At 65.7% G+C, this 15506-nt stretch carries 11 protein-coding genes, 1 tRNA gene and 1 pseudogene; all 13 read left to right on the forward strand.

Going from position 1 to position 15506, the window contains the following annotated elements; genetic code table 11:
• The first annotated feature begins 19 nt into the window (after positions 1-19).
• Positions 20-1693, forward strand: a complete 1674-nt coding sequence (hutU, locus tag ACLJK8_RS04725) for a urocanate hydratase (RefSeq protein WP_413148949.1) — start codon at positions 20-22, stop codon at positions 1691-1693.
• Between the two features lie 8 nt (positions 1694-1701).
• Positions 1702-2109 carry an NUDIX hydrolase gene (locus ACLJK8_RS04730; protein WP_413148950.1) on the forward strand — a complete coding sequence of 136 codons (408 nt, stop codon included), beginning with the start codon at positions 1702-1704 and terminating at the stop codon, positions 2107-2109.
• A gap of 356 nt (positions 2110-2465) precedes the next feature.
• On the forward strand, positions 2466-3734 hold the full coding sequence (locus ACLJK8_RS04735) for a calcium-binding protein (RefSeq protein ID WP_413148951.1): 1269 nt from the start codon (positions 2466-2468) through the stop codon (positions 3732-3734).
• Positions 3735-3913: 179 nt separating this feature from the next.
• A complete protein-coding gene (locus ACLJK8_RS04740) occupies positions 3914-5386 on the forward strand; it encodes a calcium-binding protein (protein ID WP_413148952.1) in 1473 nt (490 codons plus the stop codon).
• Positions 5387-5570: 184 nt separating this feature from the next.
• Entirely contained in the window at positions 5571-6293 is a 723-nt protein-coding gene (locus tag ACLJK8_RS04745) for a calcium-binding protein (RefSeq protein WP_413148953.1), read from the forward strand.
• A gap of 402 nt (positions 6294-6695) precedes the next feature.
• The gene (locus tag ACLJK8_RS04750; RefSeq protein ID WP_413148954.1) at positions 6696-8156 is read left to right on the forward strand and encodes a calcium-binding protein; all 1461 of its coding nucleotides are present in this window, start codon (positions 6696-6698) and stop codon (positions 8154-8156) included.
• Between the two features lie 339 nt (positions 8157-8495).
• Complete coding sequence (locus tag ACLJK8_RS04755) at positions 8496-9953, forward strand: calcium-binding protein (RefSeq protein ID WP_413148955.1); 1458 nt, start codon at positions 8496-8498, stop codon at positions 9951-9953.
• Positions 9910-10041: a hypothetical protein gene (locus ACLJK8_RS04760; protein ID WP_413148956.1), complete on the forward strand. Its 132-nt coding sequence runs from the start codon at positions 9910-9912 to the stop codon at positions 10039-10041. Before ACLJK8_RS04755 ends, ACLJK8_RS04760 begins: the two co-directional genes overlap by 44 nt.
• Positions 10042-10243: 202 nt before the next feature.
• Entirely contained in the window at positions 10244-11716 is a 1473-nt protein-coding gene (locus ACLJK8_RS04765; protein ID WP_413148957.1) for a calcium-binding protein, read from the forward strand.
• 206 nt (positions 11717-11922) lie between these two features.
• Positions 11923-13392 (forward strand): calcium-binding protein, encoded by a 1470-nt coding sequence (locus tag ACLJK8_RS04770; protein WP_413148958.1) that lies wholly within the window; start codon positions 11923-11925, stop codon positions 13390-13392.
• 102 nt (positions 13393-13494) lie between these two features.
• Positions 13495-13568 (forward strand) — tRNA-Cys (locus tag ACLJK8_RS04775).
• Between the two features lie 118 nt (positions 13569-13686).
• On the forward strand, positions 13687-14229 hold the full coding sequence (locus tag ACLJK8_RS04780) for a hypothetical protein (RefSeq protein WP_413148959.1): 543 nt from the start codon (positions 13687-13689) through the stop codon (positions 14227-14229).
• A 179-nt stretch (positions 14230-14408) separates the two neighbouring features.
• Positions 14409-15356: pseudogene (locus ACLJK8_RS04785) on the forward strand (transposase); the annotation flags it as partial.
• Positions 15357-15506 lie beyond the last annotated feature (150 nt).

The raw sequence follows: 15506 nt of genomic DNA on the forward strand, positions 1-15506 counted from the left end.
CCATCCCGAGGTTTCCGAGATGTCCGATCCGCGCAAGAATGCCCGCGTCGTCACGCCCCCGACCGGCACCGAGATCAGTGCGAAAAGCTGGCTGACCGAGGCGCCACTCCGGATGCTGATGAACAACCTCGCCCCCGACGTGGCGGAGAACCCGCATGAGCTGGTCGTCTATGGCGGCATCGGCCGGGCGGCGCGGACCTGGGAGGATTTCGACCGGATCGTCGCCTCGCTCCGCTCGCTCGAAGCCGACGAGACGCTGCTGGTGCAATCGGGCAAGCCGGTCGGGATCTTCCGCACGCATGCCGACGCGCCGCGCGTGCTGATCGCCAACTCCAATCTCGTGCCGCATTGGGCGACCTGGGACCATTTCAACGAGCTCGACCGCAAGGGGCTCATGATGTACGGCCAGATGACCGCCGGCTCCTGGATCTACATCGGCTCGCAGGGGATCGTGCAGGGCACCTTCGAGACCTTCGCCGAGGCCGGGCGCAAGCATTACGGCGGCGATCTGACGGGCAAGTGGATCCTGACCGCGGGGCTCGGCGGCATGGGCGGCGCGCAGCCGCTGGCCGCGGTCTTCGCCGGCGCTTCCTGCCTCGCGGTCGAATGCAACCCGGAGTCGATCGACTTCCGCCTGCGCACGAAGTACCTCGACGAGAAGGCCGGGACGCTCGACGAGGCGCTTGCCATGATCGAGCGCTGGACGGCGGCGGGGGAGGCGAAATCCGTGGGCCTGCTCGGTAACGCCGCCGATATCTTCCCCGAACTCGTGAAACGCGGCGTGCGGCCCGATATCGTCACCGACCAGACCTCGGCGCATGATCCGGTGAACGGCTATCTGCCCCAGGGCTGGACCATGGCGGAGTGGCGGGCAAGGCGCGAGAGCGATCCGAAGGCGGTCGAGAAGGCCGCGCGCGCCAGCATGAAGACGCATGTGAAGGCCATGGTCGATTTCTGGAACGCCGGCGTGCCGACGCTCGACTACGGCAACAACATCCGCCAGGTGGCGCTGGAGGAGGGGTTGGAGAACGCCTTCGCCTTTCCGGGCTTCGTTCCGGCCTACATCCGGCCGCTCTTCTGCCGGGGCATCGGGCCGTTCCGCTGGGCGGCGCTCTCGGGTGATCCGGACGACATCTACCGGACGGATCAGAAGGTGAAGGAGCTGATCCCCGACGATCCGCACCTGCATCAATGGCTCGACATGGCGCGCGAGCGCATCGCCTTCCAGGGGCTGCCGGCGCGGATCTGCTGGGTCGGGCTTGGCCAGCGGCACCGGCTCGGTCTCGCTTTCAACGAGATGGTGCGGAACGGCGAGTTGAAGGCGCCGGTGGTGATCGGGCGCGACCATCTCGACTCCGGCTCGGTCGCCTCGCCCAACCGCGAGACCGAGGCGATGCGGGACGGCTCCGACGCGGTCTCCGACTGGCCGCTCCTGAACGCGCTCCTCAACTGCGCGAGCGGCGCGACCTGGGTCTCGCTGCATCATGGCGGGGGCGTCGGCATGGGCTTCTCGCAGCATTCGGGCATGGTGATCTGCTGCGACGGCTCGGAGGAAGCGGATCGGCGCATCGCCCGCGTGCTCTGGAACGACCCGGCGACCGGCGTGATGCGCCACGGCGACGCGGGCTATGAGATCGCGCTCGACTGCGCGCGCGAGAACGGGCTGCGGCTCCCGGCGATCCTCGGGAACTGATGGCTCCGATGACGCGGGGACGCGCCGTTCCGGCGGTGATCGCCGTCGTCCATCGCGACGACGCGGTGTTGCTGGTGCGCCGGGGCCGCCCGCCCAATGTCGGAGCCTGGGGTTTTCCGGGCGGCAAGGTCGAATTCGGCGAGACGCTGCGCGCCGCCGCCGAACGCGAGACCTTGGAGGAAACCGGAATCCGCTGCGCGGCGGTCCGCGTACTCGACTGCCTCGACTCGATCGACCTCAGCGATGAACCGGGCTGGCACTATGTGCTGGTCGCCGTCCTCTGCCGCTGGGTCGAGGGCGAGCCGGTGGCGGGCGACGACGCGGCCGAGGCGCGCTGGGTCCCGGTCGCGGCGCTCGACGACTGGCCCGGCATCATCGCCGACGTGGCGCGGGTCGCGCGGCTGGGCGCGGAGTAGCGCCGGACGCGATCCGACCCGCCACCCGGGTCCGCCATCTTCCGTCGCAGGGGCGCCACCGGAACCGGAGGGTACTCCTGATCGAAAATGATTCTTGACGCGCGAGGCGAAAGCACCCCTGATCGCGCCAAGAGAGAATCCAGGAGACCAAGGTGGCGACGATTATTTCCGATGGTGAGCAGTTTGTTGGTGGGGCGGAGGACGACACCGTCCTGATCTGGGCGAACGATGTCGTCGCCGATGGCCGCGGGGGCGACGACTGGCTCTCCACCCGCCTCTTCTACGAGACCGCCGCTGGCATCAGCCTCTCTACCGAGTTGATCGGTGGGGCTGGCAATGATTTCCTGAAATCCGCGATGGGCCTCGCGGGCGCACCGGAGGATTACGAGATCCCCCTCTCGATGTCGGCGACCTTTGAAGGCGGCGCCGGCAACGACGGCATCTGGGCCGATTTCAGCTCCGCCTATGCCGACCGGTTCGTTTCGGCGGATGGCGGGGCCGGCGACGACCGCATCACCGTCACGGACTCGTTCGTTTATAGCGGGAACAACGAACCCCAGCCGCACCGCGCGGAGTCCGCGGTGCGGGGCGGGACCGGCGACGACGTGATCTCGATTGAACTCATCGACAATTTCGGTTTGGACCCGCTTGCCAATAGCGGGCGGGGAGCGAAGTCAACCGTCCATGGCATGGACGACGCCGACAGGATCACCTCCGATGTGGTGTCGGGATCGGGCGAAGCGGCCGAGAACTTTCTTTACGGCGGTGACGGCGACGACGAGATCGTGGCAAACGCCGCCACGGGCGCCGATTGGGGTGGAGGCCCCGCGTACAACCGCGCCCGGGGCGGCGAAGGCGACGACCTGATCGAGATGGAAGCCGCGTCGGACTCCGGCACTGTGACCAATTCGGCCACCGGCGACGCCGGAAGCGACACGATCTCCGTAGTCGGTACAACCTACTGGGGCTCGGCCTACAGCGACATCTCCGGCGACGCAGGCGACGACCGGCTGACGGCGCGAATTGAGACAGGCAACGAGTTCGTGGATGACTTTGCCTGGACCGCGGTCAACACCATCGAAGGCGGCGACGGAGATGACCGGATTACCGGCATCGTGAGCATCGGCGGGTCCATCGTCGAAACCAACGACTTCCTCTCCGAACTCTACGGCGGCGCGGGTGACGACATCATCACCGCGCGGGGCGGGTTCGACAATATCCTCGCCGGCAACCAGGGCGATGACACGCTACGCGGTTCGGGCAGCACCGACCGGCTGATCGGCGGGCAGGGCGCGGATGTGCTGCGCGGCGGCGGCGGTGAGGACGAATTCGTCTTCAAGGGCACCCGCGGCGAGGCGAGCGAACGCGACCGCGTCGCCGACTTCTCCCAGGGCGAGGATCGGTTCGACCTCTCGGCCATCGACGCCAATGTCTCCCGCGGCGGTAACCAGGCCTTCACCTTCGACGGCGGAACCGGCACGGGCCGCGCCTGGGTGGAAGAAGACGCGAACGGCAACGGCAGCCTGCTCTACGCCAACAACGGCCGCGGCACGCTGGTCGTGGCATTGAGCGACGGCCGGGCCATGGACGCGTCCGACTACGAGGCGGGCGACTTCCTGCTTTGAGACCCAAGGGGGCGCGCGGCCAGCGCGCCCCGCACGGGGCTCGGCGCGAAGTCGCGCTTCGGACCGCTCCGCCACCGTGGGTATCCCGAATTATCCCAGGACGATTATCGCCGCCCGATTGACGGGTCGCCCCCGAGCACGGGATAATATGCGAACGTATTGTTTCAGGGATAATCACCATGCCAACGATCATTACCGACGGCGAAACCTATGAGGGCGGCCCCGGCGACGACATCGTCCTGATTCGCGCCAACGACGTCACCGCCGATGGCAATGGCGGCGACGACCGACTCGTCACCCAGCTCTACCGCCAGACGGCGGACGGCGTCAGCCTCTCGACCGACCTCTCCGGCGGCACCGGTCACGACACCCTCACCGCCTCCATGGGGTTCGAGGACGCGCCGGATGACTACGACATCCCCCTCTCCATCTCGGCGACCCTCGACGGAGGCGCCGGCGACGACATCATCCGGGCCGAGCTCACCTCCGCCTATGCCGACCAGTTCTTCACGATCGATGCCGGCGACGGCGATGATCGGGTCACCGTCCGCCAGACGTTGTTCAATTGGGTGGACACCAACGACGCGAGGCACCGGTCCGAATCCGCCGTGCGGGCCGGCGGTGGCGACGACGTCATTTCGGTGGTGCTTCGGGAAGGCGGCTATACAGGCCTGACCGACGCTGGAACCGGAGTCAGCTCCACTGTCCATGGTTCGGATGGCGTCGACCGAATTACTTCCGATGTCACCTCATACTTCGGCTCCGACGCGGAGAACTTCCTCTATGGCGGCGATGGCGCCGACCGGATCGTGGCCGCGAGCGCGAGCACCGGCGGCGACTGGGGCTCTGGTTCCGCGTATAACCGCGCCCGGGGCGGCGAAGGCGATGACCGGATCGAGATGGAGGCTCAGTCCAACGAAGCGACCGCGACCAATTCGGCCACCGGCGACGCGGGGAACGACACGATCTCGGTCCTTGGCGTGACCTGGTGGGGCGCGGTTTACAACGATCTTTCGGGCGGCGACGGCGAGGACAGGCTGACGGCGCGGATCGAGACCGCCAACGAATACGCCGAGGAATTTCCCTCCACCGCGGTCAACACCATCGAAGGCGGCGACGGCGATGACCGGATCACCGGCGTCGTCAGCCTCGGAGACACCTTCGACGAAACCGGCGAGTTCCGTTCCGAGCTTTACGGCGGCGCGGGCGATGACGTCATCAGCGCGCGGGGCGGCTTCGACAACATTCTCGCCGGCAACCAGGGCGACGACACCTTGCGCGGTTCGGGCAGCACCGACCGGCTGATCGGCGGGCAGGGCGCGGATGTGCTGCGCGGCGGCGGCGGTGAGGACGAATTCGTCTTCAAGGGCACCCGCGGCGAGGCGAGCGAACGCGACCGTGTCGCCGACTTCTCCCAGGGCGAGGACCGCTTCGACCTCTCCGCCATCGACGCCAATGTCTTCCGCGGCGGCAACCAGGCCTTCACCTTCGACGGCGGAACCGGCACCGGCCGCGTCTGGGTGGAGGAAGCCCCGAACGGCAACGGCAGCCTGCTCCACGCCGACAACGGCCGCGGCACGCTGGTCGTGGCATTGAGCGACGGCCGGGCCATGGACGCCTCCGACTACGAGGCGGGCGACTTCCTGCTTTGAGACCCAAGGGGGCGCGCCGCCAGCGCGCCCCGCGTCGCACGGGGCTCGGCGCGAAGTCGCGCCCCGGACCGCGCGGCCACTGTGGGTATCCCGAATTATCCCAAGAAGAAAATCGCTGCCCGATTGACGATTCGCCCGCGAGCACGGGATGATCCGCGATCGTATTGTTTGAGGGATAATCACCATGCCAAATATCATTACCGACGGCGAAACCTATATAGGCAACCGCGCCGACGGAATCATCCTGATCATCGCCAACGACGTCACCGCCGATGGCGATGCCGGCGACGACCTGCTGACGGCGCGGATCGAGACCAGTAACGTGTGGATCGAGGAGTACCCCACCGCCGCCGTCAATACCATCGAAGGCGGCGGCGGCGATGACCGGATCACCGGTGTCGTCAGCCTCGGAGAGACCTTCGACGAGACCGGGGAATTCCGTTCCGAACTCTACGGCCGCGAGGGCGATGACCTTATCACCGCGCGGGGCGGTTTCGACAATATCCTCGTGGGCAACCAGGACGATGACACCTTGCGCGGGTCGGGAAGCACCGACCGGCTGATTGGCGGGCAGGGCGCGGATGTGCTGAGCGGCGGCGGCGGCGCGGACGAATTCGTCTTCGAGGGTCCTCGCGGCGAGACGAGCGAGCGTGACCAGATCCTCGCTTTCACCCAAGGCGAGGACAAGTTCGATATTTCCGCGATCGACGCCAATGTCTTCCAGGGCGGCAACCAGCGCTTCAGCTTCGATGACGGCACCGGCTCCGGCCACGCCTGGGTCGAGGAAGACCCCGATTCCAATGGCAGCCTGCTCTACGCCGACAATGGCCGTGGCGTGCTGGTCGTCTCGATCCGTGACGGCGGCATGGACGCCTCGGATTACGAGGCGAGCGACTTCCTGCTCTGATCCTGGTGGGCGCGCCGCGCGCCCATCATCGCATTGGAACGCGCGACGCCGACCAGTGGTCCGGCGTCGCGCACCGCTTGGCCGACGCCGGGTTTTCCCGGGCGCGGCGATTGCTCTGCGATTGACGCGCCGCCGGGGCATGGCGGATAGTTTACGAACCTTAATTTTCGATCATCATTTTTATCAGGGATAAACACGATGCCAACGATCATCGTCGACGGCGAGTCCTATGAAGGTGGGCCCGAGGATGACACCGTCCTGATCTGGGCGAACGACGTGGTCGGCGATGGCGGCGGGGGCGACGACTGGCTCTCCACGCGTTTCCTGTCCGAGACCGCCGCTGGCGTCAACCTGTCCACCCGGCAGATCGGCGGGACCGGCAATGATTATCTGAGGGCCGCGATGGGCCTCGAAGGCACGCCTGAGGACCACGATGTCCCGCTGTCGATGTCGGGGACATTCGAAGGAGGCGATGGTAACGACGGCATCTGGGTCGATTTCAACGCTGCCAATGCCGACCAGTTCGTCACCGTCGATGCCGGCGACGGCGACGATCGAGTCACCGTCAGCCAAGTTGTACCTAACCAGTTGGGTTTCAACAATAAAACCCACCACCTGGAATCCGCCGTCCGGGCCGGAGATTGCGACGATGCAATTTCGGTGTTGTTGCGTCTAGGCGATCGTTACGAAACTTTGCCCGGAGAAGGCGGAGCATCGTCCACCGTGCACGGCTCGGACGGCGCCGATACTATCACGTCCGAGGTTCATTCGTTTTGGTCTGACGCCGGGGCGGAGAACTTCGTCTATGGCGGTGACGGCGAGGATGAGATCTTGGCGATCGCATGGGGCGGAGAGCCCTCATACAACCGGGTGCGGGGCGGTGAGGGCGATGACCGGATCGAGATGAACGCGGTGACCAATTCGGCGACGGGCGACGCGGGGAACGACACAATCTCCGCGCTCGGTTCAGCCAACCACGGCTTGGCCCATAACGACATCTCTGGTGACGAAGGCGACGACCGGCTCGAGATCGAGGCCAGGTCGAGCACCGGAACCGCGGCGAATTCCGGCACTGGCGGCGAGGGCGACGACTGGATCGAGATGGTGGCCGACTCGGACACCGGAACCGCGACGAATTCCGCCACTGGCGACGCCGGAAATGATACGATCTCCGTGATCGGGAGAAACTACGGTGGCTCGTCCTTTAACGACATCTCTGGCGGCGAGGGCAACGACCGACTGACTGCCCGGATGGAACACACCCATCCGAACAGATACGCCGATCGCGCGGTCAACTGGGTCGATGGGGGCGCCGGCGATGACCGGATCACCGGCATCGGGATCATCGACCGAGCTTTCGACTCCTTTTCCGAGCTCTATGGCCGCGAAGGCGACGACCACATCACCGCGCGGGGTGGGTCCGACAACATCCTCGCTGGCAACCAGGGCGACGACACCTTGCGTGGTGGCGGAAGTTCAGACCGGCTGATTGGCGGGCAGGGCGCGGATTCTCTGCGCGGAGGCGGTGGCGATGACGAATTCGTCTTCATGTCGCCGCGCGGTTCGCTCGAGGAGCGAGATCGGATCGCGGACTTCACGCAAGGCAGAGACCTCATCGACATCTCCGCCATCGACGCCAATGTCTTCCGGACCGGCAACCAGGCCTTCATCTTCAACGACCTCAATGACTTCAACGACTTCAACGAGGCCACCGGCACCGGCCGCGCCTGGGTCGAGGAAGACCCCGACACCAACGGCACCCTGCTCTACGCCGACACCGGCCGGGGCATCCTCGTCGTCGCGATCCGCGACGGGCAGGACATGGATGCCTCGGACTACTGGGCGTTCGACTTCGTGCTCTGAGGCTCGAAGGGGCGCGTCGCGCGCGCGTCCCGCTCCGCCCGCGGGTTTTAAGACCAACGGATTCCGTGACCCCTGTGTCGCGGGCCCGCCAGGGGGGTGCGATGACGCCACGCGCATCGATCCGACTGCCCTCCGCGGATCGGTGCGGAACGCTCATTCCCTCCACCCGCGCGCCTCGCCCACGCGGCGGTTCCTCCGCCAGCGATACGTTTTGTCGCGGTGATCCCTCGTTGCAAAGGGCCCGAATGCCTTGATCGATAGGCGAAATTCCGCCTATGAAGGGGCAATTCAGAGTAAGCCGGAAACAATATTCGTCGTTTCCGGTGAAGGAGGGACTTAATGACGACGATTATCGAAGACAACGCCAGCCACACAGGCGGCGCGAGGGACGATCTTGTCCTCATCCGTGGAAACAATGTCTTCGCCGATGGCGCGGGTGGCAACGACTGGCTGAGCGCGCAACTCTACCGACAGACGGCGGCGGGCCTCAGCCTCTCCACCAGCCTGACCGGCGGGGCCGGTCATGATTATCTGATGGCCTCGTTGGGCCTCGAAGGCGAACCGGAGGACTTTGACATCCCGCTCTCGCTGTCGGCGACGCTCGACGGAGGTGCCGGCAATGACAGTATCTGGGCCGATTTCAACTCGGCCTATGCCGACCAGTTCGCAAACGTCGACGCCGGCGATGGCGACGACCGGATCACGGTCCGGCAAGACTATCATGCTGAATATAACGGCATCAATGAGACCCATCGCTCTGAATCCACTGTGCTGGCAGGAAACGGCGATGATGTGATCTCGGTACTGCTCCGAGAAGGCGGCCACACTGGTGTCGCCGATGGGGGGGTTGGAGCCCTGTCCACCGTCCATGGATCGGGTGGTGCCGACCGGATCACCTCCGATGTGCATTCGGGATCCGGTCCGGAGGCGGAGAACTTCCTCTACGGCGGTGACGGCGACGACGAGATCTCGGCGATCGCGTACGCGGGCGCCGATTGGGGAGGGGGTCCCGCCTACAATCGGGTTCGGGGCGGCGAAGGCGATGACCGGATCGAGATGGAGGCTGGGTCCGACGAAAAGACCTCCACCAACTCGGCCACCGGTGACGCGGGGAACGACACGATCTCGGCCCTTGGCCGGGTCCATTGGGGTTCGGCCTACAACGACCTTTCGGGTGGTGATGGCGACGACCGGCTGTCCGCGCGGATCGAGACGAGCGACTACGACGACAATATGGCCTTCAACGCGGTCAACAAGATCGATGGTGGGGAAGGTGACGACCGGATCACCGGGGTCGTGAGCATCGGTGGATCCATCGTTGAGACCGGAGAGTTCCGTTCCGAACTCTACGGCCGCGAAGGCGACGACACCATTACCGCGCGGGGCGGGTTCGACAACATTCTCGCCGGCAACCAGGGCGACGACACCTTGCGCGGTTCGGGCAGCACCGACCGGCTGATCGGCGGGCAGGGCGCGGATGTGCTGCGCGGCGGCGGCGGTGAGGACGAATTCGTCTTCAAGGGCACCCGCGGCGAGGCGAGCGAACGCGACCGCGTCGCCGATTTCTCCCAGGGCGAGGACCGCTTCGACATCTCCGCCATCGACGCCAATGTCTTCCGCGGCGGCAACCAGGCCTTCACNTTTCTCCCAGGGCGAGGACCGCTTCGACATCTCCGCCATCGACGCCAATGTCTTCCGCGGCGGCAACCAGGCCTTCACCTTCGACGGCGGAACCGGCACCGGCCGCGCATGGGTGGAAGAAGACCCGAACGGCAGCGGCAGCCTGCTCCACGCTGACAACGGCCGGGGCATCCTCGTCGTCTCGATCCGCGACGGCGGCGGCATGGACGCCTCGGACTACGAGGCGAGCGACTTCCTGCTCTGATCCCGACGGGGGCGCCAGGCGCGTCCCGCTCCGCGTTGAAACGCGCGCGACGCCGACCCGGGGTCCGGCGTCGCGCCGCCACGGCTGACGCCTGGGTTTTCCCGGGCGCGGCGATCGCTCTGCGATTGACGCGCCGCCGGGGCATGGCGGATAGTTTACGAACTTTAATTTTCGATCACATTTTTTATCAGGGATAAACACGATGCCAACGATCATCGTCGACGGCGAGTCCTATGAAGGTGGGCCCGAGGACGACACCGTCCTCATCTGGGCGAACGACGTGGTCGCCGATGGCGGCGGGGGCGATGACTGGCTCTCCACGCGTCTCTTTTATGAGGCCGCCGCTGGCATCAGCCTGTCCACCCGGCAGATCGGCGGGACCGGCAACGATTATCTGAAAGCCGCGATGAGCCTCGAAGGCCCGCCGGAGGACGATGATATCCCGCTCTCGATGTCGGGAACCTTCGACGCGGGCGACGGCGACGATGGCATCTGGGCCGAATTCACCTCCGCCTATGCCGACCAGTTTGTCACCGTCGATGCTGGCGACGGTGATGACAGGGTCACGGTCAGCCAACCTAGATTTGAACAATGGAGTTTCGACAACGAGAACCACCGTTCCGAATCCGCTGTTCGAGCAGGGGATGGCGACGATGTAGTCTCGGTCTTTCTCTGGGAAGGCGACTTTGAATCCTTGGCCGACGCCGGGACGGGCGCGATGTCGACGGTCCACGGCTCGGACGGGGCCGACAGGATCACGTCCGAGGCTCATTCATCCTCTGGCGGCGGGGCCGAAAATTTCCTCTACGGTGGCGACGGCAAGGATGAGATCAAGGCGAGCGCGTCCACCGGCACCTACGAGGGCCTCGCTGGCCCAGCCTACAACCGCGCGCGAGGCGGTGAGGGCGACGACCGGATCGAGATGGAGGCCACCACGTCAGCCCTCGGTACCCTCACCAATTCAGCCACTGGCGATGCCGGAAACGATACGATCTCCGTGTACGGTATGAGTTGGTCGGCCTCGGCCCAGAGCGACATCTCCGGTGGCGAGGGCGATGATCGGCTGACCGCCCGGATCTATGTCGACAACGAGTTTGTCGGTGACTACGTCTACAGCGCGGTCAACAGGGTCGATGGTGGCGCCGGCGAGGACCGGATCACCGGCATCATAAGCACGGCCTTCGACCAGGAGACCGGCGACTTCTTTTCCGAACTCCACGGCCGCGAGGGCGACGATCTCATCATCGCCCGGGGCGGATTCGACAACATCCTCGCGGGCAACCAGGGCGATGATACGCTGCGTGGCTCGGGCTATTCCGACAGGCTGATTGGCGGGCAGGGCGCGGATGTGCTGAGCGGCGGCGAAGGCGAGGACGAATTCGTCTTCATGAGCCCGCGCGGCGCGGCGAGCGAGCGTGACCGGATCCTCTATTTCGCCCGAGGCGAGGATCGGATCGATATCTCCGCCATCGATGCCAATGCCTTCCGGGGCGGCGATCAGGCCTTCCGGTTCGACGGGAGCAGCGGCACCGGCCGCGCCTGGGTCGAGGAAGACCCCGAATCCAACGGCGGCCTGCTCTACGCCGACACCGGCCGGGGCATTCTCGTCGTCGCGATCCACGAGGCCGGCAACATGGACGCTTCGGACTACGAGGCGAGGGATTTCCTGCTCTGAGGCTCGAAGGGGCGTGCCACCGGCGCGTCCCCGCATCTCAATGGAATGCGCCGCGCCGACTCGTGGTCCGGCTTCGCGCGCCGTCACGGCCGACGCCCGGATTTTCCGGGCGGGCGGATCGCTCCGCGATTGACGCGTCGCTGGGGCATGGCGGATAGTTTACGAACTTTAATTTTCGATCATGATTTTTATCAGGGATAAATACGATGCCAACGATCATCGTCGACGGCGAGGCCTATGAAGGTGGCCCCGGCGGCGACACCGTCCTCGTTCGTGCCAACAACGTCACCGCGGAGGGCAACCGCGGCGACGACTGGCTCTCCACCCAGCTCTACCGCCAGACGGTGGAGGGCGTCAGCCTCTCGACCGACCTCTTCGGCGAGGCAGGCGATGACATCCTCATGACCTCCATGGGCCTCGAGGGCTCCCCGGACGACTACGAGATCCCGCTCTCGATCTCGGCGACCCTCGACGGGGGCGCCGGCGACGATGACATCTGGGCCGACTTCAACTCCGCCTTCGCCAGCCAATACGTGACGGCCGACGCCGGTGACGGCGACGATCGGGTCACCATCAGCCAGGCGTTCATCGACGAGGCCAACAGCGGCAACGAGATGCACCGCTCCGAAGCCATGGTGCTGGCCGGCAATGGCGACGACGTGATCTCGGTTCTGCTCCGGGAAGGCGGCTACATCGGCGTGACCGGCGGCGATATCGGTACCCTCTCCACCATCCATGGCTCCGCCGGCGCCGACGACATCACCTCCGATGTCGCCTCATGGTCGGGCGCCGACGCGGAGAATTCTCTCTACGGCGGTCATGGCGCCGACACGATCAGGGCCATCGCGAGCGCGCGGGCCGATTGGGGCGGGGGCTATGCGTACAATCGGGTCCGTGGCGGCGAAGGTGACGACCGGATCGAGATGGAAGCCGACGCCGACGAGAGAGCGGCGACCAATTCGGTCACCGGCGACGCCGGGAACGATACGATCTCGGTCCTGGGCGTGACGTTATGGGGATCGGCCTACAGTGACATCTCGGGCGGCGCGGGCGACGACCGGCTGACGGCGCGGATCGAGACCTCCAACGAAAACGTCGAGGATTATCCCGTCACCGCGTTCAACAGCATCGAAGGCGACGCCGGCGACGACCGGATCATCGGCGTCATCAGCCTCGGAGACACCTTCGACGAGACCGGCGAGTTCTATTCCGCGCTTTACGGCGGAGCGGGTGACGACCATATCACCGCGCGGGGCGGCTTCGACAATCTCCTCGCGGGCGGCCGGGGCGACGACACCCTTCGCGGTTCGGGCAATTCCGACCGGCTGATCGGCGGGCAGGGCGCGGATGTGCTGCGCGGCGGCGGGGGCGAGGACGAGTTCGTCTTCAGGAGCGCGCGCGGCGAGACGAGCGAGCGCGACCGTGTCGCCGACTTCACCCAGGGCGAGGACCTGATCAACCTCTCCGGCATCGACGCCGATGCGTCCCGGAGCGGCAACCAGACCTTCAGGTTCGGCGACCTGACCGGCACTACCCGCGCCTGGGTCGAGGAAGATCCCGACTCCAACGGCAGCCTGTTCCACGCCGATAACGGCCGGGACGTGTTGGTCATCTCGATCCGCGACGGCGGCGGCATGGATGCCTCGGACTACGAGGCGGGCGACTTCCTGCTCTGATCGACACTCCCGTCCGCGCCGCTCCGGTGGCGCGGACGCCCGCGGCTGGCGCGCGAAACGTGTTGCAAATCCCGCCCCGGCCAGTTAGCTAACCCCTCGCGAGGCGACGTGGCGGAGTGGTGACGCAGCGGATTGCAAATCCGTCCACACCGGTTCGATTCCGGTCGTCGCCTCCATTGTTCCAGTTCGATAGCGTCCTGAGCAGGGGACCGGTGGCTTGTGTCTGAAAGTCCCGGTTTCGGATGCCCTGGTGCATTCATTGACCGCATTTCGCAAGTGGCGAAGGAACTGTGCATGAGGGCACTAGTCGCAGCGTTGTTCCTCCTAGCGCTTAGCGCATGCTCTACCAACACGCGCCAACTCTCCATCGAGACAAACCCTTCTGGCGCCACATTCTACGAGGAAGGCACCGGCGCGACGCACCAAGCTCCCATCACTCTGTATTATTCTCTGCCCGAGACCAGCCGTGAAGCCGACGGCTGCTTCACGATCCGCCCCTACGTGATCTACTGGACGAGCGGGGCAGCGGTGCAGGGCGCAAACCGGCTGTGTGGGGACAACCTGCAGTGGGCGATGAGATACGATCGCCCCGTGGGCCATCCCAACCTTGCTGCCGACCTTCGCGTCGCTCAATACCAGCAGGCGCAAGCGCAGTTCTTAGCGCAGCAGCAACAATTGGCGGCCGCGGAGACGCTTGCGGCGATCGCAGGGACCGCCGTGCAGGGCTTGGCCAACAACCAGACGGCGCAAGTTAGCGCCCCGCAAATCATGCAGGAGCGGCGGGTTCGTTGTAGTTCTAGGGTCGTGTTCAGTACCATCTACACCGACTGCAATTAGCCGAGGGGGGGGTGAACTGTCACGCAACCCAAGAATCTGCCTGGGCTGGAAACTATATCCGTGGATGTTCGTTGTGCTTTCTGCGGTCGTGCCCCGGGGCGCGGTGTAGCTGGCGGCGGTCATCGGGTTTCTCGGTAGGGTCGGGTTGCGACAGCCAACCTGAACCGAGGGATGCCCCGATGACCAAACCCGTGATGGACTTGCGCGCTCTGGTGGAAAAGAGCTCTAATGCCGACCTGCTGCGCGAGATGCTCTTGGAGGCGGTCGCGCAGCGATCATTCGATCCGGTGGATCGAATGAAGGCGGAAAGAGGCCGGAGGCCGGCTTCGCCGCCGAGCGGTTGATGGAGCTCGAGGTGGGCGCGAAGACTGGCGCGGAATACGGCGAGAAGTCTTCCGACCGTCTGGCTCAGCGTAACGGCTATCGTGACCGGGACTGGCAAACCCGGGCTGGCAGCGTCGAGCTGCGGATCCCTGGTTCGCGCATCGGATCCTACTTCCCTTCGTTCCTCGAGCCGCGCCGGTCCGTCGAGAAGGCGCTGACCGCGTTCGCCATTGTCTCTCGGACCGATGGCGTTCCAATGGCTCACTCCAGGAGGCCTACGTCCATGGGGTCTCGACCCGCGCGATGGATGACCTCGTGCACGCCATGGGCGGTACCGGGATTTCCAAGAGCGCGGTCAGCCGGCTCTGCGAGGAGCTCGACGAGAGGGTGGATGCCTTTCTGACCCGGCCCATCGAGGGCGAATGGCCCCCTACCTCTGGATCGACGCCACCTATCTGAAGGCACGCCAGGGCGGCGTTCGCCATCGCGCTCGAACCGGTGGCGCCTCGATGGCTCACCGTCAGCGTCGCGCTCGCCATTGTGCTCGCACCAATGGCGCACAATGGCTCGCCGCTCGCGGTCGGCGTCAACACCGATGGCCGGCGCGAGGTCCTGGGCATGGCGATTGGCGCCTCGGAAGCCGAGCCCTTCTGAACCGAGTTGCCTCACGCGACCTCGTTCGCCGAGGCCTGGCCGGCGTGAAGCTGGTGATCAGCGACGCGCACGAAGGCATCAAGGCCGCCACGGCGCGCGTCCTGTCCACGACCTGGCAGCGCTGCGTCGTGGGGCCGTTGAAAAACAGCCAAAGTCCTGATTCCATACCGCTACCGGATGGAGAGGTGGCGGATGTTGCAGCGGCGCGCACGGGGTCAGCTGGAGTTCTTCGTCAGCTGGACACCCTGAAGGACCTCTCGCTTTGACGAGCCTTGGGTGATTCCGTGGCTTTGGCGGCG

It is taken from the genome of Amaricoccus sp. W119 (assembly GCF_047275745.1).
Taxonomy (GTDB): domain Bacteria; phylum Pseudomonadota; class Alphaproteobacteria; order Rhodobacterales; family Rhodobacteraceae; genus Amaricoccus.

What these genes read in the sequence shown, in the direction of transcription:
- ACLJK8_RS04735 (WP_413148951.1), top strand. Translation starts at nt 2,466, where the DNA reads ATGGGCCTCGCGGGCGCACCGGAGGATTACGAGATCCCCCTCTCGATG.
- ACLJK8_RS04740 (WP_413148952.1), top strand. Translation starts at nt 3,914, where the DNA reads ATGCCAACGATCATTACCGACGGCGAAACCTATGAGGGCGGCCCCGGC.
- ACLJK8_RS04745 (WP_413148953.1), top strand. Translation starts at nt 5,571, where the DNA reads ATGCCAAATATCATTACCGACGGCGAAACCTATATAGGCAACCGCGCC.
- ACLJK8_RS04770 (WP_413148958.1), top strand. Translation starts at nt 11,923, where the DNA reads ATGCCAACGATCATCGTCGACGGCGAGGCCTATGAAGGTGGCCCCGGC.
- ACLJK8_RS04750 (WP_413148954.1), top strand. Translation starts at nt 6,696, where the DNA reads ATGGGCCTCGAAGGCACGCCTGAGGACCACGATGTCCCGCTGTCGATG.
- ACLJK8_RS04780 (WP_413148959.1), top strand. Translation starts at nt 13,687, where the DNA reads ATGAGGGCACTAGTCGCAGCGTTGTTCCTCCTAGCGCTTAGCGCATGC.
- ACLJK8_RS04730 (WP_413148950.1), top strand. Translation starts at nt 1,702, where the DNA reads ATGACGCGGGGACGCGCCGTTCCGGCGGTGATCGCCGTCGTCCATCGC.
- ACLJK8_RS04765 (WP_413148957.1), top strand. Translation starts at nt 10,244, where the DNA reads ATGCCAACGATCATCGTCGACGGCGAGTCCTATGAAGGTGGGCCCGAG.
- hutU (WP_413148949.1), top strand. Translation starts at nt 20, where the DNA reads ATGTCCGATCCGCGCAAGAATGCCCGCGTCGTCACGCCCCCGACCGGC.